Origin of the sequence: Actinomadura sp. 6N118, from assembly GCF_044326415.1 — a bacterium.
In the GTDB taxonomy this organism is placed as follows: domain Bacteria; phylum Actinomycetota; class Actinomycetes; order Streptosporangiales; family Streptosporangiaceae; genus Spirillospora.
The window spans coordinates 227,535-246,428 of the sequence record NZ_JBIRAZ010000006.1; the positions used below are offsets into that span (position 1 = coordinate 227,535).

At 69.1% G+C, this 18,894-nt stretch carries 19 protein-coding genes and 1 riboswitch; of the genes, 8 read left to right on the plus strand and 11 right to left on the minus strand.

Going from position 1 to position 18,894, the window contains the following annotated elements; all coding sequences use genetic code 11:
- Positions 1-648, minus strand: coding sequence for an FMN-dependent NADH-azoreductase (locus ACH34W_RS17460; protein WP_395961940.1), 648 nt, complete (start codon positions 646-648; stop codon positions 1-3).
- Positions 649-744: 96 nt separating this feature from the next.
- On the opposite strand from ACH34W_RS17460, the gene ACH34W_RS17465 reads away from it, so the two are divergent.
- On the plus strand, positions 745-1,341 hold the full coding sequence (locus ACH34W_RS17465; RefSeq protein ID WP_395961941.1) for a TetR/AcrR family transcriptional regulator: 597 nt from the start codon (positions 745-747) through the stop codon (positions 1,339-1,341).
- Between the two features lie 16 nt (positions 1,342-1,357).
- Here ACH34W_RS17465 and ACH34W_RS17470 read toward each other — a convergent pair whose 3' ends face one another.
- Complete coding sequence (locus tag ACH34W_RS17470) at positions 1,358-2,503, minus strand: serine hydrolase domain-containing protein (protein WP_395961942.1); 1,146 nt, start codon at positions 2,501-2,503, stop codon at positions 1,358-1,360.
- Between the two features lie 202 nt (positions 2,504-2,705).
- Between ACH34W_RS17470 and purU the strand changes: the two genes are divergently transcribed.
- Both purU and ACH34W_RS17480 read left to right on the plus strand, forming a co-directional pair.
- The gene (purU, locus tag ACH34W_RS17475) at positions 2,706-3,554 is read left to right on the plus strand and encodes a formyltetrahydrofolate deformylase (RefSeq protein ID WP_395961943.1); all 849 of its coding nucleotides are present in this window, start codon (positions 2,706-2,708) and stop codon (positions 3,552-3,554) included.
- A gap of 115 nt (positions 3,555-3,669) precedes the next feature.
- A complete protein-coding gene (locus ACH34W_RS17480; protein ID WP_395961944.1) occupies positions 3,670-4,785 on the plus strand; it encodes a right-handed parallel beta-helix repeat-containing protein in 1,116 nt (371 codons plus the stop codon).
- Positions 4,786-4,886: 101 nt separating this feature from the next.
- Here the strand turns inward: ACH34W_RS17480 and ACH34W_RS17485 are convergent, their stop codons facing one another.
- Positions 4,887-6,323, minus strand: coding sequence for a cation:dicarboxylate symporter family transporter (locus ACH34W_RS17485; protein WP_395961945.1), 1,437 nt, complete (start codon positions 6,321-6,323; stop codon positions 4,887-4,889).
- 139 nt (positions 6,324-6,462) lie between these two features.
- Here ACH34W_RS17485 and ACH34W_RS17490 point away from each other — a divergent pair, with 139 nt between their 5' ends.
- The 4 genes from ACH34W_RS17490 to ACH34W_RS17505 all read left to right on the plus strand — a co-directional run bounded on the left by ACH34W_RS17490 (position 6,463) and on the right by ACH34W_RS17505 (position 10,933).
- Positions 6,463-8,130 (plus strand): ATP-binding protein, encoded by a 1,668-nt coding sequence (locus tag ACH34W_RS17490; RefSeq protein WP_395961946.1) that lies wholly within the window; start codon positions 6,463-6,465, stop codon positions 8,128-8,130.
- Positions 8,127-8,810: a response regulator gene (locus tag ACH34W_RS17495; RefSeq protein WP_395961947.1), complete on the plus strand. Its 684-nt coding sequence runs from the start codon at positions 8,127-8,129 to the stop codon at positions 8,808-8,810. Before ACH34W_RS17490 ends, ACH34W_RS17495 begins: the two co-directional genes overlap by 4 nt.
- Before the next feature lie 396 nt (positions 8,811-9,206).
- Entirely contained in the window at positions 9,207-10,370 is a 1,164-nt protein-coding gene (locus tag ACH34W_RS17500; RefSeq protein ID WP_395961948.1) for a thiolase family protein, read from the plus strand.
- 65 nt (positions 10,371-10,435) lie between these two features.
- Complete coding sequence (locus ACH34W_RS17505) at positions 10,436-10,933, plus strand: winged helix-turn-helix transcriptional regulator (protein WP_395961949.1); 498 nt, start codon at positions 10,436-10,438, stop codon at positions 10,931-10,933.
- A 5-nt stretch (positions 10,934-10,938) separates the two neighbouring features.
- Here ACH34W_RS17505 and ACH34W_RS17510 read toward each other — a convergent pair whose 3' ends face one another.
- Both ACH34W_RS17510 and ACH34W_RS17515 read right to left on the minus strand, forming a co-directional pair.
- Positions 10,939-11,175: a hypothetical protein gene (locus ACH34W_RS17510; protein ID WP_395961950.1), complete on the minus strand. Its 237-nt coding sequence runs from the start codon at positions 11,173-11,175 to the stop codon at positions 10,939-10,941.
- Positions 11,176-11,212: 37 nt separating this feature from the next.
- Entirely contained in the window at positions 11,213-11,383 is a 171-nt protein-coding gene (locus ACH34W_RS17515; protein WP_395961951.1) for a hypothetical protein, read from the minus strand.
- A gap of 288 nt (positions 11,384-11,671) precedes the next feature.
- Between ACH34W_RS17515 and ACH34W_RS17520 the strand changes: the two genes are divergently transcribed.
- Positions 11,672-12,088 carry a hypothetical protein gene (locus tag ACH34W_RS17520; RefSeq protein WP_395961952.1) on the plus strand — a complete coding sequence of 139 codons (417 nt, stop codon included), beginning with the start codon at positions 11,672-11,674 and terminating at the stop codon, positions 12,086-12,088.
- Between the two features lie 83 nt (positions 12,089-12,171).
- On the opposite strand, the gene ACH34W_RS17525 is transcribed toward ACH34W_RS17520, so the two are convergent.
- The 6 genes from ACH34W_RS17525 to ACH34W_RS17550 form a co-directional block, all read right to left on the minus strand.
- Positions 12,172-13,545, minus strand: coding sequence for an L-serine ammonia-lyase (locus ACH34W_RS17525; RefSeq protein WP_395961953.1), 1,374 nt, complete (start codon positions 13,543-13,545; stop codon positions 12,172-12,174).
- 75 nt (positions 13,546-13,620) lie between these two features.
- Positions 13,621-14,880 carry a serine hydroxymethyltransferase gene (glyA, locus tag ACH34W_RS17530; protein ID WP_395961954.1) on the minus strand — a complete coding sequence of 420 codons (1,260 nt, stop codon included), beginning with the start codon at positions 14,878-14,880 and terminating at the stop codon, positions 13,621-13,623.
- Between the two features lie 2 nt (positions 14,881-14,882).
- Positions 14,883-15,272: a glycine cleavage system protein GcvH gene (gene gcvH, locus ACH34W_RS17535; RefSeq protein ID WP_395961955.1), complete on the minus strand. Its 390-nt coding sequence runs from the start codon at positions 15,270-15,272 to the stop codon at positions 14,883-14,885.
- 52 nt (positions 15,273-15,324) lie between these two features.
- A complete protein-coding gene (gene gcvT / locus ACH34W_RS17540; RefSeq protein WP_395961956.1) occupies positions 15,325-16,413 on the minus strand; it encodes a glycine cleavage system aminomethyltransferase GcvT in 1,089 nt (362 codons plus the stop codon).
- A gap of 161 nt (positions 16,414-16,574) precedes the next feature.
- Positions 16,575-16,671, minus strand: a riboswitch (glycine riboswitch).
- A gap of 46 nt (positions 16,672-16,717) precedes the next feature.
- Positions 16,718-17,482 (minus strand): 3-oxoacyl-ACP reductase, encoded by a 765-nt coding sequence (locus ACH34W_RS17545; RefSeq protein ID WP_395961957.1) that lies wholly within the window; start codon positions 17,480-17,482, stop codon positions 16,718-16,720.
- A gap of 36 nt (positions 17,483-17,518) precedes the next feature.
- Complete coding sequence (locus ACH34W_RS17550; RefSeq protein ID WP_395961958.1) at positions 17,519-18,880, minus strand: aldehyde dehydrogenase family protein; 1,362 nt, start codon at positions 18,878-18,880, stop codon at positions 17,519-17,521.
- Positions 18,881-18,894 lie beyond the last annotated feature (14 nt).

Here is an 18,894-nt window from a genome sequence, read left to right on the forward strand (position 1 = left end):
TCAGTAGTCCTTTCCCAGGTCGTGCGCGGCTTGCAAGGCGGCGGAGAGGGATTCGTCGTGGGCGGTACGCAGATGGGCCAGGGCGGGGTCGAGACGTGAGTTGGCCAGTTCGGCGTTGATGAACGTGGTGTCCTCGACCGCGAAGTGACCGGCGAAGAAGTCGCGTAGGAAGCGCTCCTGGTAGTCGAACCTCGCCTTCGGCGCGCCGGGGGAGTAGGACCCGCCGCGCGCGGTGGCGACGACGAAGCGGCGGCCGGCCAGGGACATCTTGGGGAACGTCACCTGGTCGAGCCACGCCTTGAGGGAGGCGGGGATCGAGTAGTTGTACATCGGCGTCGCGATGAGGATGACGTCCGCCGCGACGAGCTCGTTCAGCAGCGGTTCGAGGACGGTCCAGGCCTCGGCCTGCGCGGGCGTCCGCACCGCCTCCTTGTAGCGGTCGATCTCGGTGATGGTGTTCGCCAGGACGTAGTCGCAGAGTTCGGTCCACGCCTCGCCGATGAACGGAACGGGGTCGAGAGCGAGATCGCGGTGCAGGTAGGTGCCGTCGGGGTGGGCGGCCCGCCAGGACGCGGCGAACGCCTCGCCCACCTCGCGGCTGATCGAACGGCGGCGGGCGCTGGCTTCCAGGTGCAGCAACGTGGCCATGGGACTCTCCTCGTTAAGTGGACGCCATGTCCGCTTGAACGATAGAGATAACCGGACATGCTGTCCAGTTATTCCGTTCTCGGCTACAGTCGCCGCATGGAGAGCCGAAGGGATCTGCTGGCGGAGGGGCCGGCCCGGCCCCGCGAGCGGGCGGACGCGGCGCGCAACCGCGCGAAGGTGCTGGCCGCGGCCGCCGAGCTGTTCGCCGCCCGGGATCCGCGCGAGGTCACGATGGATGACATCGCCAAGGCGGCGGGGGTCGGGCGCGGCACGCTCTACCGCCGCTATCCCGACACCGCCTCCATGGCCCGCGCGCTGCTCGACGAGCATGAACGCGAGCTCCAAGGGCGGCTCCTGAGAGGCGAGCCGCCGCTCGGACCGGGCGCCCCACCGGCCGAGCGGCTCGCCGCGTTCTTTGCCGCGATGGTCGAACTACTGGAGACCCACGCCCCGCTGGTGCTCGGCGCCGAGAGCGGGCGGCTGCGCTACTCCACCGGGGCGTACGGCTTCTGGAGCGCGCACGTACGCGCCCTCGTGGTGGAGGCGGGCATCGCCGAGCCCGAAGCGCTTGTGGACGTGCTGTTGGCGCCGCTCGCGTCAGAGTCGTACCTGCATCAGCGCGAGCAAGGACGCACGCCCCGGCAGATCACCGCTGCCCTGTCACATCTGGCACGCAGCGTCCTGACCAGCTGATCACCTACCGCACTGATCACTTGCTGCACAGGGCCTTGGTCGCGGTCTGCTGGATCGCGTCCCAGATCTTCGGAAAGCCCGGGCCGTAGAACTCGGGGAGCGTCACCGAGAGGCTGATGTGGCGGCGGCCGTCGGCCGAGTGCAGCGACTGCGTGGAGAACCCTTGGATACCGCCGTCCTTGCCCCACGCCGTCACTCCGCAGGACAGCCGGATCTTGCCCATGCCCAGCCCGTCTGCGGAACCGTCCGGGCTGGGGGTGGGCACGGTCGTCCGCATCTGAGCGAGCTGGGCGGGCGGCAGGAGCCTCCCGCCGAGCAGCGCGTCGAAGAAGCGGTTCAGGTCCCCGGTCGTCGAGACGATCTCGCCCGCCGCCCAACCCCAGGACGGGTTGAGCCGCGTGACGTCCACGGTCTTGGCCTGGCCATTGGAAACAAACCGCAGGTAGCCGTGCGCGTGTGGACCGCGAATCCCCGTCCGAGTGCCAGGCAGGTAGGTGTGCCGCAGCCCAAGCGGTTGCACGATGCGGCGACGGACTTCGGTGGCGTACGACCTGCCGGTCACCTTCTCGATGATGAGCCCGGCCAGCACGTAGTTGGTGTTGGAGTAATGCCAGTCGGTCCCCGGCGGGAAGTAAGGCGGCCGCTTGGTGCTCAGACGCACCAGATCCTTGGGCGCCCACGTCGCGTAGCGCACCTTGGCCAGGAAGGCGTCGCCGTCCATGGGGAGCGTCTCGGTGTCCTCCAGGTATTCGCGCAGCCCGGAGGTGTGGTTGAGGAGCTGGCGCACCGTGATGTGATCCCCGTTCGGGACCAGGCCGGGCAGATAACGTTCGATCGGAGCATCCAAGCCGACCTTCTTCTCCGCGACGAGCTGAAGGAGGACGGTCGCGGTGAACGTCTTGGTGGTGCTGCCGATGCGGAACCGCCCTTGCTCAGGGACGGGCTTCTGCTCACCGAGCCGCGCCGTGCCGGCGACGCCACGCCACCGTCCGTGCGGCCCGACCGCCTCGGCCTGCGCGCCGACCGCCCCCGCCGCCACGATGGCGTCCAGCGACCGTTGCAGATCCGACCGATGATCCACCGCCGCCGAACCCGGCACCGCTGGTGCGGCCAGGACCGCCGTCGCGACGGTGACTGCGACGAAAGCCGTTCGTACACGCATAGAAAATCCTCCAGAAATCGCACGAGCCGCTTGGGAACGAGTCCATCGGCCGTGCTCTTCTGGCACCTCCCGCGCTCGGGTGAACGGCCTAGCCCGAACGGGTGAAGGTGGCGCCCAATCCGTGAGGGCCCCCGCGAGCACGGCGTAAGCTCGTGGCCACCCCCAAAGGCCTGTACGTCCCGACTGCAGTGAAAGTGAAATCGTGACCGAATACGTGCTGACGCTCTCGTGCCCGGACCGGCCGGGCATCGTGGCCGCGGTGTCCGGGCTCCTGGCCGAGCGCGGGTGCAACATTCTCGAGAGCCAGCAGTTCAGCGACCTGGACACCGGCACGTTCTTCATGCGCGTGCAGTTCGCGGCGCTGGCCGGCACCGACGAGGACGCCTTGCGCGGCGCGTTCGGGGCACTCGCCCCCGAGCTCGGCCTGGAGTGGCGGCTGGACGCCACCTCCACCCGCGAACGTGTGCTGATCATGGTCTCGAAGGGCGGCCACTGCCTGAACGACCTGCTCTACCGGCAGCGTTCCGGCCTGCTCGCCATCGACATCGTCGCGGTCGTCTCCAACCACCCGGACCTGCGCCCGCTGACCCAGTCGTACGGCATCGACTACCACCACCTGCCCGTCGGCCCGGGCGGCAAGGCGGCGCAGGAGACCGAGGTGCTCACGCTGGTCGAGCACTACCGCGCCGACGTGGTGGTGCTGGCCCGCTACATGCAGATCCTCTCCGACGAGTTCTGCGCCAAGCTGCCCGGCCGTGTGATCAACATCCACCACTCGTTCCTGCCGAGCTTCAAGGGCGCCAAGCCCTACCACCAGGCGCACGCCCGCGGGGTGAAGGTGATCGGCGCGACCGCGCACTACGTCACCGCCGAGCTCGACGAGGGGCCGATCATCGAGCAGGAGATCGCCCGCGTCGACCACACCCAGAGCCCCGAGGACCTCATGGCCGTCGGCCGCGACATGGAGTGCCTCGCGCTGGCGCGCGCCGTACGCTGGCACGCCGAGCACCGCATCCTCCTCAACGGGTCGAAGACGGTCGTCTTCCGCTGATTTGGGGTCGGCGAGAGCCCTCCACTGGGCCCTAGGGCCCTGGGACGGGGCCGCCCTCCGTTCGTACCGTTCCTGCTGATCAGTCGGATATATGACGCCAGCAAGGAGCGAGTTCATGCGCAAGCCGGTGATGTTGATCGGTCTGTCCACTGCAGCGGTCGTGGGCGCGGGCGCCCTCGGCGTGGCGGCCTGGACGCCCCAGTCGTCGAACCTGGTCACGGCTTCGGGCGACGAGGTCGTCGTCTACGTGAGCCCGCCCGGCGAAGGCGCCGGAGGCGCGGCGGGTGCCGGTGGTACGGAGATGGCCGCCAAGTCGTCGGGAGGCGGCTCGTCGAAGGTGAACGTGACGTCGTTGGACGAGGCGGAGGAGGCTCTGCGCCAGAAGGGGGCGACCAAGGGCACCGTGCTGGTCAAGGGCGGCAGGTACAAGGGCCAGTCGTTCACCTGGAGCTACATGCCGGCCGGTGGGGAGTTCACGATCAAGCCCCAGCCGGGCACCGGGCGCCCGGTCTTCGATGGTGGCGGGCAGGACGGCTACTGGACCAGCGTGGCGGCGGGTGACGCGAAGCTGCACTTCCGCGGCATGACCGTCCGCAACTACGTCACCGGCGGGATCCACTTCGACGGCAGCAAGGGCGGGGGAGGGTTCTCCGGCGGCTCGGTCCGCAACATGATCTTTGAGCGCATGGGCACGATCGCACGCGGCGAGAGGGGTTACGCGGCGCTCCACCTCCAGAACGTCAAGAACATCGACATCGCGAACAACGACTTCTGGGACCTGCGCAACCGCTTGGACAAGGCGGCCAAGACCAATCCCGGCCAGGTCCACGGCATCTACTTCTCCGAGGGCGGCGGCAAGGGGAGCACGGTCTCCGGCAACACGTTCCACAAGATCACTGGGGACCCGGTACGGGCGAGTGACGGCGCGGGCGGGATCAGGGTGACCGGCAACACGTTCAAGAGCACCGGCTGGTACGGCGTCTTCACCTTCTGGCGCTTCCCCCGCGACCGCGACTGCAGCACGGGCAGCACGTTCTCCGGCAACACCTACGGCAACGGGCACCCGCGGCGCTCCCCAGCGACCGGCAAGATGCAGACAAAGAACTTCAAGGGCGCACCCACCAGGTCGGGCCAGGATTTCAAGGGGCTCGGCTGCAAGCCCGAGCCCATCCGTAACGGCAGCAACCGTTACGCACCCAACGCCGGCATCAGCATGGTCAACAAGGGCTGATCATCCAGGGTGTGTCTGCGGGCATGGCACCGCGCACCCGGCGCACGGGGTACGCCGGGTGCGCGGCCGTTCGGGCATGCGCGGTCGTTCGGGCCGCGCAGCTAGGAACGGGTGGCGGTCAGGGGACTCTGTCCGTCGGTGATGGTGTCGGCCGGCGGCGTGGTGGCCGCCGGTGGGTTGGCGTCGACGGGGGCCGTTTCGTCCACGAGGGTGGCCTCGTTGAACGGGTCCTCACCGGCGAGCACCACGCGGGCGCGTTCGGCGTCGAACTCCTTGGTCCAGGTACCGATCAGGACCGTCGCGACGGCGTTGCCGGCGAAGTTGGTCAGCGCCCGCGCCTCGGACATGAAGCGGTCGATGCCGACGATGAAGCCGACGCCGTCGACCAGTTCGGGCTTGTGCGACTGGAGGCCGCCCGCGAGCGTGGCCAGCCCGGCGCCGCTCACGCCCGCCGCGCCCTTGGACGCGATGATCATGAACAGCAGCAGCGGGATCTGGGCGCCGATCGACAGCGGGGCGTCCTGTGCGGACGCGATGAACAGCGTGGCCATGGTCAGGTAGATCGCGGTGCCGTCGAGGTTGAACGAGTAGCCGGTCGGGACGGTGATGCCGACCACCGGGCGGCTCACGCCCAGGTGCTCCATCTTCGCGATCAGGCGGGGCAGCGCCGTCTCGGAGGACGAGGTCGACAGGATCAGCAGGAACTCCCGGGCAAGGTAGCGCAGCAACGTCAGGATGTTGATCCGTGCGACGAGCCACAGCACCGTGCCGAGCACACCGAAGACGAACACCACGCAGGTCACATAGAAGCCCAGCATGATCACTGCGAGGCTGCGCAGAGCGTCCCAGCCGGTCTCGCCGACGACCGCGGCGATCGCGCCGAACGCGCCGACCGGCGCCGCCCACATGATCATCGCCAGGATCCGGAACACCCAGCGCTGGATCACTTCGACGCCGCGCCGGATCGGCTCACCGGCCGGGCCGAGCTTCTGGAGCGCGAACCCGGCGAGCAGCGCCACCAGCAGGGTCTGCAGGACCTCTCCCTCGGTGAGTGCAGACAACATCGAGGTCGGGATGATGCCGAGCACGAAGTCGGCCAGGCTCTCGGCGCCCTTGGCCTGCTCCTGCGCCTTGGCTGCGGACGCCGGGTCGAGGTGCATTCCCGCGCCGGGGTGCAGTAGGTTGCCCACGACAAGCCCGATGAGCAGGGCGAACGTGGACATCGCCGTGAAGTAGGTCAGTGCGATCACACCGACCTTGCCGACCTTCGCGGCCTTGGCCACCGAGCCGATGCCCAGGACGATCGTGCAGAAGATGATCGGCGAGATCATCATCTTGATCAGGTTGACGAAGCCGGTGCCGAGTGGCTTGAGCTCCTTGGCGAAGTCGGGGGCGACGAACCCGACGATGACGCCCAGCACGACCGCGACGATCACTGAGACGTAGAGGTAGTGCATTCGGTCCCGGCGTGGTGCCGGTTTGCCGTCGGTGTGGGGGGTGGACGCGGCGTGACCGTCCGTGTGCGGGCTGGATGCCACGGGGGGTCGCCTCCTTTGGGGGTCGGGGTGGGCTGTGGTGTTCCTGTCCGCGAATATCGAGGTTTCTGTGACCGGGGTCACCCTTGTGTACATTTCGTTCACGACCGAGATATGCAGGTAAAACCGAAGGTGAGCGCGGATGCGGTGGATATGGGCGCCAGTGCGGCACTGGCCGGTGCGGCACTGGAGCGTCGCCCGGCAGCTGCTGGTCCTGCAGGCGGTGGTGGTCGGCCTGCTGGTGGTCGCGGGCACCGTGCCCGCCTATGTGGACGCGCAGGACGCGGCCGGCGACAGGGCCCGGGAGACCGTTTCCGCCGTCGCCGCGACGGTCGCCGACGCCCCGAGCGTGCGCGCCGCGCTGGCCGCCCGGGATCCGAGCCGCACGCTCCAGCCGTTCGCCGAACGGGTCCGCGCCGACACCCGGGTCGACTTCATCACGATCATGAATCCGGCGGGCATCCGGTACACCCATCCTGACCCGGCCCGGATCGGGCAGCCGTTCATCGGCAACACGTCCACCGCGCTCGCCGGCCGCCCGTTCACCGAGACCTACACCGGCACCCTCGGGCCCTCCGTCCGGGCCGTCGTCCCCGTCTTCGAGGGCAAGCGCGTCGTCGGGCTGGTGGCGGTCGGCATCACGGTCCGCGCGATCACCTCTGAGCTGCGCGGGCGCCTGCTGTGGCTGGCCGCGATCGCCGTCGCCGTGCTGGCCGCCGGGATCGCCGGCAGCTACCTGGTGAGCGCGCGCCTGCGGCGGCAGACGCGGGGTGTCGCGCCGGACGAGCTCCGCCACATGTTCGACTACTACGAGGCGATCCTGCACGCGGTCCGGGAGGGCTTGGTGATCCTCGACAGGGACGGCCGGGTGGTCCTGTGCAACGACGCCGCCCGTGAACTGCTCGACCTGGATCCCGGCCCGGACGCCGATCCCGCCGGGACGCCCGCCGGCGCCCTCGGGATCCCGGCCGGGCTGGCGGACGCGCTGGTGTCGGCCGAGCCGAGGTCGGACGAGATCCATGTGAGCGACACGCGCGTCCTGGTGGTCAACACCGTGCCGGTGCGTTCGCGCGGGCGGGCGATGGGCACCGTGGCGACCCTGCGCGACCACACCGACCTGCAGGCGCTGATGGGCGAGCTCGACACCGTGCGCGGATTCGCCGAGTCGCTGCGCGCGCAGGCGCACGAAGCCGCCAACCGGCTGCACACGGTGGTGTCGCTGGTCGAGCTGGGCCGTACCGAGCAGGCCGTCGACTTCGCGACCGCGGAGCTGGCCACCGCCCAGGCGCTCACCGACCGGGTGGTCGGCGCGGTGAGCGAACCGGTGCTGGCGGCCCTCCTGCTGGGCAAGTCCGCCGAGGCGGCCGAACGGGGCGTCGAGCTGCGCATCACCGAGGACACCGCGATCGACGACACGCACGGGGCGATCGATCCGCGCGACCTGGTCACCGTGCTGGGCAACCTGATCGACAACGCCGTCGACGCGGCGGTGGCCGGGGACGGCCCGCCCCGCGTCGAGGTGAGCGCCCGTACCATGGGCACCGAGCTCGTGCTGCGGGTCGCCGACACCGGGCCCGGGATCGATCCCGATCTCGTTCCGGCGGCGTTCCGGCGCGGCTGGACCACCAAGCCGCCCGACGGGCCGGTCGGACACGGCCTCGGCCTCGCGCTGGTCGGCCGGGCGGTGCGGCGCTACGGCGGCGACATCGCGGTGGAACGGGACGTCGGCGCGGTGGTCACCGTTTCCCTTCCGATCAAGGCCCTGCCCATGAACGCCCTGCCCATCGGCCGCCCGGACGGTGAGTCATGATCCGCGTGCTGGTGGTGGAGGACGACGCGGTGGCCGCCGAGGCGCACCGGCGGTACGTGGAACGGGTCGCGGGCTTCGCGGTCGCCGGTGTGGTGCACTCGGGCGCCGACGCGCTGCGGTTCTGCGAGCAGCAGCGCGACGCGGTCGACCTCGTTCTCCTGGACTTCTACCTGCCGGACACGCACGGGCTCAAGGTCTGCCGGGCACTGCGGGCGGCCGGGGTACCGGTGGACGTGATCGCGGTGACGTCCGCGCGGGATCTGACGGTGATCAGGTCGGCCGTCTCAGTCGGGGTCGTCCAGTACCTGCTCAAGCCGTTCACCTTCGCCTCGCTCCGGGACAAGCTGGACAGCTACGCGCAGTTCAGGCACCGTGCGGGGCTGCCCGGCGAGGTGACCGGCCAGGCCGACGTGGACCGCATGCTGGCCGCGCTCCGCACCCCGGAGCTCCGTTCGCTGCCCAAGGGCATGAGCGGCGAGACGCTGCAGACGATCACCGAGGCGCTGACGAGCTCGGCCGAGGGGCTCTCCGCGGCGTCGGCGGCCTCGCTCACCGGGGTGTCCCGGGTGACCGCGCGCCGCTACCTGGAGTACCTCGCGGACAACGGCCTGGCGCAGCGCCGTCCGCACTACGGTCAGGTGGGGAGGCCTGAAGTCCGGTTCTATCCGTCGGCGGGCTGAGCACCGGCCAGGAGACCATCACCCCTGAGCTTGGGGAGGGCTTTGATGGTTATTGGTCTATCGGATCCACAAATCTCCTGGTCACTGGGCTACTGTCCGGAGTAACCGCTCTGCACGTCGAAGGGATGGGGGGCACCGCTTGAGAGAGACTCCAGAATCCGCCGGCTCCATGTCGGAGCCCTTCGACGCTCGGGGGGATATGACAGGCAACTACTCGGGCCCCTTCCACTAGCGGCCCGTCCCACTCGAAGGCCGTGGCACCCAGCGCCACGGCCCTCGAGCTTTTTTATGGGCCAGTGGGTTGTATTTTCCAACTTACTTCGATTACGGTCGGGCGTGGTGTAGTTAGTTGGTTTTTCAAACCCACTTGGGTTTCCACACCCACAAGGAGCAGTCATGCGGGACGCGGTGATCGTGGAGGCCGTGCGCACGCCGGTCGGCAAGGGCAAGCCGGGCGGGGCGCTGCATGCCGAGCATCCGGTGGACCTGCTGGCCCGGACGCTCCAGGCACTGGTCGAACGCAGCGGGATCGACCCCGCGCTGGTGGACGACGTGATCGGTGGCGTGGTGACCCAGGTGGGCGACCAGGCGATGAACCTCACGCGCTCGGCCGTGCTCGCCGCAGGGTTCCCCGAGAGCGTGCCCGCCACGACCGTCGACCGGCAGTGCGGCTCGTCCCAGCAGGCCGCGCACTTCGCCGCGCAGGGCGTGATCAGCGGCGCGTACGACGTCGTCATCGCGTGCGGTGTGGAGTCGATGTCGCGCGTGCCGATGGGGTCGGGCGTCCTGCCGGGCAGCGATCCGTTCGGCCCCGGCGTGCACGCCCGTTACCCGGAGGGCCTGGTCGGGCAGGGCATCAGCGCCGAGCTCATCGCCGCCCGCTGGAAGCTCTCCCGCACCGACCTCGACGCGTTCGCGTACGAGTCGCACCGGCGTGCCACCGCCGCCTGGGAGCGCGGCGAGTTCGACCGCGAGGTCGCCTGGACGGGCCAGCGCGACGAGACCGTGCGGCCGGGCACCTCGATGGAGGTCCTCGCCGGGCTCAAGCCCGCCTACTACCACCCGTCCTACGCGGAGCGTTTCCCGGAGATCGGGTGGCAGGTCACCGCGGGCAACGCGTCCCCGATCAACGACGGCGCCGCCGCCCTGCTCATCATGAGCTTCGACGCCGCCATCCGCCTGGGCCTGCGGCCGCGCGCCCGCTTCCACACGTTCGCCGTCGCCGGGGACGACCCGCTGCTCATGCTCACCGCGATCGTCCCGGCGACCGAGAAGGCTTTGGCCCGGGCAGGGCTGGCCCTTTCCGACATCGACCTCTTCGAGGTGAACGAGGCGTTCTCCCCGGTCGTCCTGGCCTGGCAGCACGAGACCGGCGCCGACCTCGACAAGGTGAACGTCCGGGGCGGCGCGATCGCCATCGGCCACCCCCTCGGCGCCAGCGGAGCCCGCATCATGACGACGCTCCTGCACACCATGGAGGACCGCGCCGCACGCTTCGGCCTCCAGACCATGTGCGAGGCCGGGGGCCTGGCCAACGCCACCGTCCTCGAACTCCTCTGACCCGACCCTCCACTGCGCGCGAGGTCGGTCGGAGAACCCAACCGACCTCGCCTAGGCTGGCTGCCATGCCCACCCACCCGTCGAAGCCCGCCCACGCATCGAAGAAGGACGCATCGAAGAAGGACGCGCAACCGCGTGAGTGTTCCGTCGCCGATGCCCTGCAGATCGTGGGTGAACGGTGGACGCTCCTGGTGATCCGCGAGTTGCTCTACGGCGTCCGCCGCTTCGACGGGATCGCGCGCAACACCGGGGCGTCCCGCGACATCCTCACGGCGCGGCTGCGCAAGCTGGAGGGCGCGGACATCATCCGCCGCGAGCTCTACAACGAGCATCCTGCCCGGTACGAGTACCACCTCACCCCGGCGGGGCGTGAGCTGAGCGATGTCCTGTCCGTGCTCATGAAGTGGGGGGACCGTCACGTCAACGCCGCGGATCCACCCGTCCGCTGGATCCACACGTGCGGCGAAGTGCTCGATCCGGTCGTCGTCTGCAGCCACTGCGGAAGGCCCGCTCGTGACGGCGGCACCCCGACCGGGCGCGGCGCGCTAGCTCAACTCACATAGCTGGCTCAACTCACATGAAAGGTGAACGTCACGTCCTGCGGAGAGCCCTTTGACTGCGGCAGTCCTTGGATGTGGACCGTAGCCTTGCCCGCCCGCACGGGGGCCACAGCCCACTCCGTGTAGCCCGGATCGACGATGTAGTTGACCTGGTTCAGCCGTACGGATCCACCGAGGACCCTCGGCTCCTGCCAGACCCACCCATGGCTCAGCCGGATGCTCAGCCCAGGCGAGCGAACGGTCACCTCCCGCCCGCTATCCCGCTCAGTAAGGACCGTGCTGTTAGGCGCAGAGGTGCCTGGTGCAGAGCTGCCCGGTGCGGAGCTGCCCGGTGCGGAGGTGGCGGGAGCCGGGGTAGTGGGAGCAGCGGTGGCGGGCGCCGAGGCGGCGGGCGCGGACTGGGGTGTGGTTGCGGTCTCGTCCCCGCCAGAACAGCCCAGAACGCCAGCGCAAGCGATGAGCAGTACTGCTGGAAGCGGGGACCGCATGGCGCCCAATGTAATCCCTGGACGAGATGACCACCACGCTCCGACCCGGCCGTCCTGATCCCCTCGCAATGCAAATGCCGTGGTTAAACATACCAAAATGGTATCGCTACCAATTGGCCGATGCCGGGATAAAAAAATGATCTTGGGTCTTGTATTCTCAAGAATGCCGCTCCTAGACTCGCCACAACCGGCAAGATCATCAACACGGCGAGAGGATGCATTCATGAATTACCGCCGTCTCAGCCTTGTGACCATGACGTCAATCGCGGTTGGTGCGGCCACCATCGTTCCGGCCGTTCAGGCCAGTGCGACGCCGGCCGCTCCCCATACGACAGCCAAGAGCTCCGCCAATAGCTCCGCCAAGAGCTCTGCCAAGGCCAGTGCAGATTCCACGGTCAGGATCCAGCAGAGGTCCAGCTCCAAGTGCAAGTCGCCCAAGGGCAAGAAGATCAACGTCTCCTACCAGCCGGGCTGGTTGAGCACCACGTTCTACTTCAACAACCACTGCAAGCAGAGGCGCGCATTCAAGGTCATGGGCGTCACCGGCCAGAAGCCTCCCAAATTCGGCACGGTTGCGTGTATTGCGGTGAACGCCAAGACGAAGGGGCGCAAGAAGGTCCGGCACCCCGGATACTCCGTCACGCACATCAAGTTCATCAAGAAGTGCTAGCGCACTGACGGGCTCGCCTGTCCGAACGCGCTCATGGCCGCCTTCAAGCAGTTGAAGGCGGCCATGTGGCGTCTATCCCGCGGTCAGCACTCGATGACGTTTACTGCAAGGCCGCCTCTTGAGGTCTCTTTGTATTTGTCGAGCATGTCGCGGCCGGTGTCGCGCATGGTCTTGATGGCCTTGTCCAGGGAGACGAAATGGCTGCCGTCGCCGCGGAGGGCTATGCGGGTGGCGCTGATGGCCTTGTTGGCGCCTACCGCGTTGCGTTCGATGCAGGGGATCTGTACCAGGCCGCCGATGGGGTCGCACGTCAGGCCCAGGTTGTGCTCGATGCCGATCTCGGCGGCGTTCTCCACCTGGGCAGGGGTGCCGCCCATGACCTCGGTGAGGCCGGCGGCGGCCATGGAGCAGGCGGAGCCCACTTCGCCCTGGCAGCCGACTTCGGCGCCTGAGATCGAGGCGTTCTGCTTGAAGAGGACGCCGATGGCGCCGGCGGTGAGGAGGAAGCGGACCACTCCTTCGTCGGACGCGCCGGGGACGAACTTCGCGTAGTAGTGCAGGACTGCGGGGATGATCCCGGCGGCGCCGTTGGTCGGGGCTGTGACGATCCGGCCTCCGGCGGCGTTCTCCTCGTTCACGGCCAGGGCGAAGAGGGTCACCCAGTCCATGACATGGAGGGGGTCGGAGGGTTCCTCGCAGGTGAGCTGGCGGTGCAGTTGGGGCGCGCGGCGGCGGACCTTGAGTCCGCCGGGCAGGAGACCCTCTTGGGTGCAGCCTCGGGTGACGCACTGCTGCATGACGCGCCAGAGAACGATGAGGTTCTGTTTGATTTCCTGCTCGGTGCGGCCGAAGGCCTTCTCGTTCTCCATCATGAGGGCGGAGATGGAGAGGCCTGTTTCGTGGCAGCGGTCCAGGAGCTCGACGGCGGTGTCGAACGGGTGGGGGAGGGCCGTGTCGTCAGACTTGATGCGGTCGGCGCCGGTGGCGTTCTCGTCCACGATGAAGCCGCCGCCGACCGAGTAGAAGACCTTGCTGCGGAGCTCGTGGCCGTCCTGGGAGTACGCGGTGAAGCGCATGCCGTTGGGATGGCCGGGGAGCGATTTCTTACGTTCGAAGATCAGGTGCTCGTTGACCACGAAGGGGATCTCATGGTGCTTGAAGAGGGTCAGGGTGCCGCTTTCGCGGATCGCCTTCAGGCGGGCGTCCACTGAGTCGACGTCTACCAGTTCGGGTTTGTCGCCCTCCAGGCCGAGGATGACGGCCTTGTCGCTGCCGTGGCCCTTGCCGGTGAGGCCCAGCGAGCCGTAGAGGGTGACGTGGACGGTCGCCGTCTTCTCCAGGATGCCGTCGCGGTCGAGGCCGCGGGCGAAGCGGTGGGCGGCGGCCATCGGGCCGCCGGTGTGCGAGGAGGACGGGCCGATCCCGATTTTGAAGAGGTCGAAAACGCTGATCGCCATGGGTGCCACCTCGTTGTAGCGGCTCCCCGCCGGGTGGCCCGGCGGGGAGTCTGCGCACTACAGGTTGGGATACAGCTACAGGTTGGGGTACAGGGGGTGCTTGCCTGCCAGCGCCTTGACGCGGGCCGACAGCACCTCGGAGTCGAACGACGGCTGGAGGGCCAGGGCGATGACGTCCGCCACTTCGCGGAAGTCGTCGGAACCGAAGCCCCGGGTGGCCAGCGCGGGTGTGCCGATGCGAAGACCCGAGGTCACCATCGGCGGGCGCGGGTCGTTCGGCACCGCGTTGCGGTTGACGGTGATGCCGATGGAGTGCAGGCGGTCTTCGGCGTCGCGGCCGGTCAGCTCGGATTCCACCAGGTCGACCAGGACGAGATGGACGTCGGTGCCGCCGGTGAGGACCTGCACGCCTGCCTTGGCCGAGTCTTCGGCGAGCAGGCGGTCGGCCAGGATCTTGGCGCCGTCGATGGTGCGCTGTTGACGGGCCTTGAACTCGGGTGAGCCGGCGAGCTTGAGGGCCACGGCCTTGGCTGCGATCACGTGCTCCAGCGGCCCGCCCTGCATGCCGGGGAAGACCGCGGAGTTGACCTTCTTGCCGTACTCCTCGCGGGCGAGGATCAGGCCGCCCCGGGGACCGCCGAGGGTCTTGTGGGTGGTGGTCGTCACGATGTCGGCATGCGGGACGGGCGACGGGTGCAGCCCGGCGGCGACGAGGCCGGCGAAGTGCGCCATGTCGACCATCAGGAGGGCGCCCACGGAGTCGGCGATCTCGCGGAAGGCCGGAAAGTCGAGCTGGCGGGGGTACGCGGACCAGCCTGCGACGATCATCTTGGGGCGGTGCTCGGCGGCCAGGGACGCGACCTCGTCCATGTCGACCAGGCCGTCCCCGGAACGCACGTGATAGGGCACCACGTTCAGGGTCTTGCCCGAGTAGTTGAGCCGCATGCCGTGCGTCAGGTGCCCGCCGTGCGCCAGGTCGAGGCCGAGGATCGTGTCGCCCTGCTGCAGCATCGCGAAGTAGACCGCGGTGTTGGCCTGCGCCCCGCTGTGCGGCTGGACGTTGGCGTGCTCGGCGCCGAACAGCTCCTTGGCCCGGTCGATGGCCAGCTGCTCGGTGACGTCGACGTATTCGCAACCGCCGTAGTAGCGCTTGCCGGGGTATCCCTCGGCGTACTTGTTGGTGAGAACGGAGCCCTGGGCTTCGAGGACGGAGACCGGGGCGAAGTTCTCCGAGGCGATCATCTCGAGGGTCGACTGCTGCCGGTGCAGCTCCTGGGCGACCGCCTCGGCGACCTCGGGGTCGACCGCTGCCAGCGGGTCGTTCAGGATGGTCATGCTCAGCTCTCCTCGATCAGCTTGGTGTAGGCCTCGGCGTCGAGCAGGTCGCCCGGCTCGTCGCTGACGCGGACCTTGAAGATCCAGCCCTCGCCGTACGGGTCGTCGTTGATGACCTTGGGCTCGTCGATCACGGCGGAGTTGATCGCGGTGATCTCGCCGCTGACGGGGGAGTATAGATCGCTGACCGACTTGGTCGACTCGACCTCGCCGCAGGCCTCGCCCGCCTCGACGGTGTCGCCCTCGCCGGAGCTCAGCTCCAGGTAGACGATCTCGCCGAGCGCGTCCGCGGCGTGCTGGGTGATGCCGACCGTGACGATGCCGGCCTCGCTCTCAAGGCCGGACACCCACTCGTGCTCTTCGCTGTAACGGAGCTGCTCCGGAACGCTCACGATGTTTCTTCTCCCAGATTCAGGTCTCAGTGAGGACTCGGGTCTACAGGTCTCAGGAACGCTTGTAGAACGGCAGGGTGACCACGTCGACAGGTTCCTGCCGGCCGCGGACGTCCACCGCGAGTTCGGTCTCCGTGACGCCGCTGTCGACGTACGCCATGGCGATCGGCTTGCCCAGTGTGGGTGACGGCGCCCCGCTCGTCACGACTCCGCACGGCGTGCCGTCGGACGTGACGACCTGGTAGCCCTTCCTGGGTGCTCGCCGGCCGCGCGCGACCAGCCCTACCAGCGTACGACCCGGAGGTGTCTGGGCCTGCGCGGCCAGGGCGGCCTTGCCGACGAAGTCGCCCGGCTTGTCCAGCTTGACGACTCGGCCGAGGCCCGCCTCGTACGGCGAGGTCTCGGCGGTCAGCTCGTTGCCGTACAGGGGCATGCCCGCCTCAAGCCGCAACGTGTCACGCGAGGAGAGCCCGCACGGAACGACCCCTTCGACCTCGGCCAGCGCCCGCCAGAGAGCGACGGCGTCCCCGGAGTCGACGAACAGCTCGAAGCCGTCCTCGCCGGTGTAGCCCGTCCGCGCGAGCAGCGCGTCGACCCCCGCCACCTTGGCCGCGAAGATCGCGTAGTACTTGAGCTCAGGCAGCGGCGCGTCGGTGAACCCGGCGAGGATCTCCTGCGCCTTGGGTCCCTGCAGGGCGATGAGGGCGTACGCGTCGGAACGGTCGTCGACCCGCGCCTCGAACCCCTCCGCCCGCTCGACCAGCGCGTCCCGGACCACCGCGACGTTGGCCGCGTTGGCAACGACCATCCACGTCTCGTCCGCCAGCCGGTAGACGATCAGGTCGTCGAGCACGCCGCCGTCCGGCGCGCAGATCATCGTGTAGCGCGCCTTGCCCACCGCCATCGGCGACAAGTTGCCGACGAGCGCGTGGTCCAGGGCGGCCCCGGCCTGGGGCCCGCTGAGGAAGATCTCGCCCATGTGGGAGAGATCGAAGAGCCCCGCGCCGGTGCGCACCGCGGCGTGCTCGGCCGTCTCGCTCGCGTACCGCAGCGGCATGAGGTAGCCGGCGAAGTCGACGAGGTTCGCCCCGAGGCCGGAATGGACGTCGAAGAGCGGCGTCTTCTTGGGGTTGGCGGACATTGGGTCGGCTCCTTGTTCGCGGGCGCGCGTGATCTCCATGGTCCCACTCGCGCACCGGGCTCGGCGGTGCCTCCCCCTCTGTCATCGGCGCCTGAGAGCTTCACCCCGAGGGGCTTTCACCTTCGGCGGGGGACCAGGGGTCCCCGCTTTCCAGAGGTCGCCTCGTCCGTGCGGTCCGTGGGCCTGAGAGGTTCCGGGGAGGATTTGCTCCTTCGGCGTCCCTGGCCGGCTGCCAGGGCACTCTCCCGCACGGGATCATCGGCTGCGCCCCAGGCTAGCAGCGCTTTATGTCCCGGACCACTGGTCAGACCGGGGTGACGTAGGCGCCAGAGATGCCGCCGTCCACCAGGAACTCCGAGGCGGTGATGAACGAGGCGTCGTCGGAGGCCAGGAAGGCCACGGAGGCGGCGATCTCGGTGGCTTCGGCGAAGCGTCCGGCAGGGATGTGGACCAGGCGGCGCTCGGCGCGTTCGGGGTCCTTCGCGAAGAGCTCCTGGAGAAGGGGAGTGTTGACAGGGCCCGGGCAGAGGGCGTTCACGCGGATGCCCTCACGGGCGAACTGGACGCCCAGCTCGCGCGACATGGCCAGCACGCCGCCCTTGGAGGCGGTGTAGGAGATCTGCGAGGTGGCCGCACCCATGACCGCCACGAACGAGGCGGTGTTGATGATCGAGCCCTTGCCCTGCTCGCGCATGTACGGGATCACGTGCTTGCAGCACAGGTAGACACTCGTGAGGTTGACGTCCTGGACGCGCTTCCAGGCGTCCAGGCCGGTCTCCAGGATCGAGTCGTCGTCCGGCGGGGAGATGCCGGCGTTGTTGAACGCGACGTCGATGCGCCCGTAGGCGTCGTGGGCCGCCTTGTAGAGCGCCTCCACCTCCGCCTCGGACGTGACGTCCACCTTGACGAAGAGGCCGTCGATCTCGGTCGCGGCGGCCTTCCCCGCGGCCTCGTCGAGGTCGGCGATCACGACCTTGGCGCCCTCCTCGGCGAAGCGCCGGGCGGTCGCCAGGCCGATCCCGCTGGCCCCGCCGGTCACGACGGCCACGCGGTCCTGCAAGCGCTGCATCTCTCTCCTCGGTCTATAGGGATTCAGGGTGGCGGTTCAGTCTGTGGCGATGAAGACGTTCTTGGTCTCGGTGAAGGAGTCCAGGGCGTCCGGGCCGAGCTCGCGGCCGAGGCCGGACTGCTTGAACCCGCCGAACGGGGTCCAGTAGCGGACGGCCGAGTGGGAGTTGACCGACAGGTTCCCGGCCTCGACGCCGCGGGCCATGCGGATGCCGCGGCCCAGGTCGCGCGTCCAGATCGAGCCCGCCAGGCCGTACGGGGTGTCGTTGGCGATCCGGACGGCGTCGGCCTCGTCGTCGAACGGGACGACGGTCACGACCGGCCCGAAGACCTCCTCGTGCCAGGCGGGGAGGGTGTCGTAGGCGGGCGTGGCCAGGACGGTGGGCGGGAACCAGAAGCCGGGGCCGCCGGGCGCCGTCCCCCGGAAGGCCACGGCGTCCTCGGGGACGTACGAGGTGACCTTGGTGCGGTGGGCTGCGCTGATGAGCGGGCCGACCTCGGTCTTCGGATCCCCCGGATCACCGACGACGACGTTCTGGACGGCGGGTTCGAGGAGCTCCATGAAGCGGTCGTAGGCGGTGCGTTCGACCAGGATGCGAGAACGCGCGCAGCAGTCCTGCCCCGCGTTGTCGAAGACGGCGTACGGCGCCGTGGCCGCGGCCTTCTCGAGGTCGGCGTCGGCGAAGACGATGTTGGCGTTCTTGCCGCCGAGCTCCAGCGTCACCCGCTTCACCTGGCGGCCGGCGGCCGCCATGATCTGCGTGCCGACGCGGGTGGAGCCGGTGAAGACGATCTTCTGGACGTCCGGATGCTCGACCAGCCGGGCCCCGGCGACCGGACCGGCGCCGGGCAGGATCTGGAGGACGCCCTCGGGGATGCCCGCCTCCAGAGCCAGCTCGCCGATCCGCCGGGCGGTCAGCGGGGTCAGCTCGGCGGGCTTGACGATGACGGCGTTGCCCGCCGCGAGGGCGGGCGCCATGCCCCACGCCAGGATCGGCATGGGGAAGTTCCACGGCACGATCACGCCGACGACGCCGAGCGGCTCGGCGAACGTCACGTCCAGGCCGCCCGGCACGGGGATCTGCCGCCCGAACTGCCGTTCCGGCGCCGCCGCGTAGTACGTGAGGACGTCGCGGACGTTGCCGGCCTCCCAGCGGGCCTGGCCGATCGGGTGTCCCGCGTTGGCGACCTCCAGCGCGGCGAGCTCGTCGACATGGGCGTCCACGGTGGCGGCGAAGGCACGAAGGAGCCGGGCCCGGTCGTCCGGTGCCACGGACCGCCACATCTGAAATGCCCGTTTGGCGCATTCCACAGTGGCGTCGGTCTCCGCGGCCGACGCCAGCCGCACGGTCTCGACGATCTTCTCGGTCGCCGGGTTGATCACATCGAAGTCGGTCATGGTCCCTCGGTCGC

What these genes read in the sequence shown, in the direction of transcription:
- ACH34W_RS17480 (WP_395961944.1), top strand. Translation starts at nt 3,670, where the DNA reads ATGCGCAAGCCGGTGATGTTGATCGGTCTGTCCACTGCAGCGGTCGTG.
- ACH34W_RS17495 (WP_395961947.1), top strand. Translation starts at nt 8,127, where the DNA reads ATGATCCGCGTGCTGGTGGTGGAGGACGACGCGGTGGCCGCCGAGGCG.
- glyA (WP_395961954.1), bottom strand. Translation starts at nt 14,880, where the DNA reads ATGACCATCCTGAACGACCCGCTGGCAGCGGTCGACCCCGAGGTCGCC.
- ACH34W_RS17520 (WP_395961952.1), top strand. Translation starts at nt 11,672, where the DNA reads ATGACGTCAATCGCGGTTGGTGCGGCCACCATCGTTCCGGCCGTTCAG.
- gcvT (WP_395961956.1), bottom strand. Translation starts at nt 16,413, where the DNA reads ATGTCCGCCAACCCCAAGAAGACGCCGCTCTTCGACGTCCATTCCGGC.
- ACH34W_RS17545 (WP_395961957.1), bottom strand. Translation starts at nt 17,482, where the DNA reads ATGCAGCGCTTGCAGGACCGCGTGGCCGTCGTGACCGGCGGGGCCAGC.
- ACH34W_RS17465 (WP_395961941.1), top strand. Translation starts at nt 745, where the DNA reads ATGGAGAGCCGAAGGGATCTGCTGGCGGAGGGGCCGGCCCGGCCCCGC.
- ACH34W_RS17525 (WP_395961953.1), bottom strand. Translation starts at nt 13,545, where the DNA reads ATGGCGATCAGCGTTTTCGACCTCTTCAAAATCGGGATCGGCCCGTCC.
- ACH34W_RS17490 (WP_395961946.1), top strand. Translation starts at nt 6,463, where the DNA reads ATGCGGTGGATATGGGCGCCAGTGCGGCACTGGCCGGTGCGGCACTGG.
- ACH34W_RS17505 (WP_395961949.1), top strand. Translation starts at nt 10,436, where the DNA reads ATGCCCACCCACCCGTCGAAGCCCGCCCACGCATCGAAGAAGGACGCA.
- ACH34W_RS17500 (WP_395961948.1), top strand. Translation starts at nt 9,207, where the DNA reads ATGCGGGACGCGGTGATCGTGGAGGCCGTGCGCACGCCGGTCGGCAAG.
- ACH34W_RS17470 (WP_395961942.1), bottom strand. Translation starts at nt 2,503, where the DNA reads ATGCGTGTACGAACGGCTTTCGTCGCAGTCACCGTCGCGACGGCGGTC.
- ACH34W_RS17460 (WP_395961940.1), bottom strand. Translation starts at nt 648, where the DNA reads ATGGCCACGTTGCTGCACCTGGAAGCCAGCGCCCGCCGCCGTTCGATC.
- ACH34W_RS17550 (WP_395961958.1), bottom strand. Translation starts at nt 18,880, where the DNA reads ATGACCGACTTCGATGTGATCAACCCGGCGACCGAGAAGATCGTCGAG.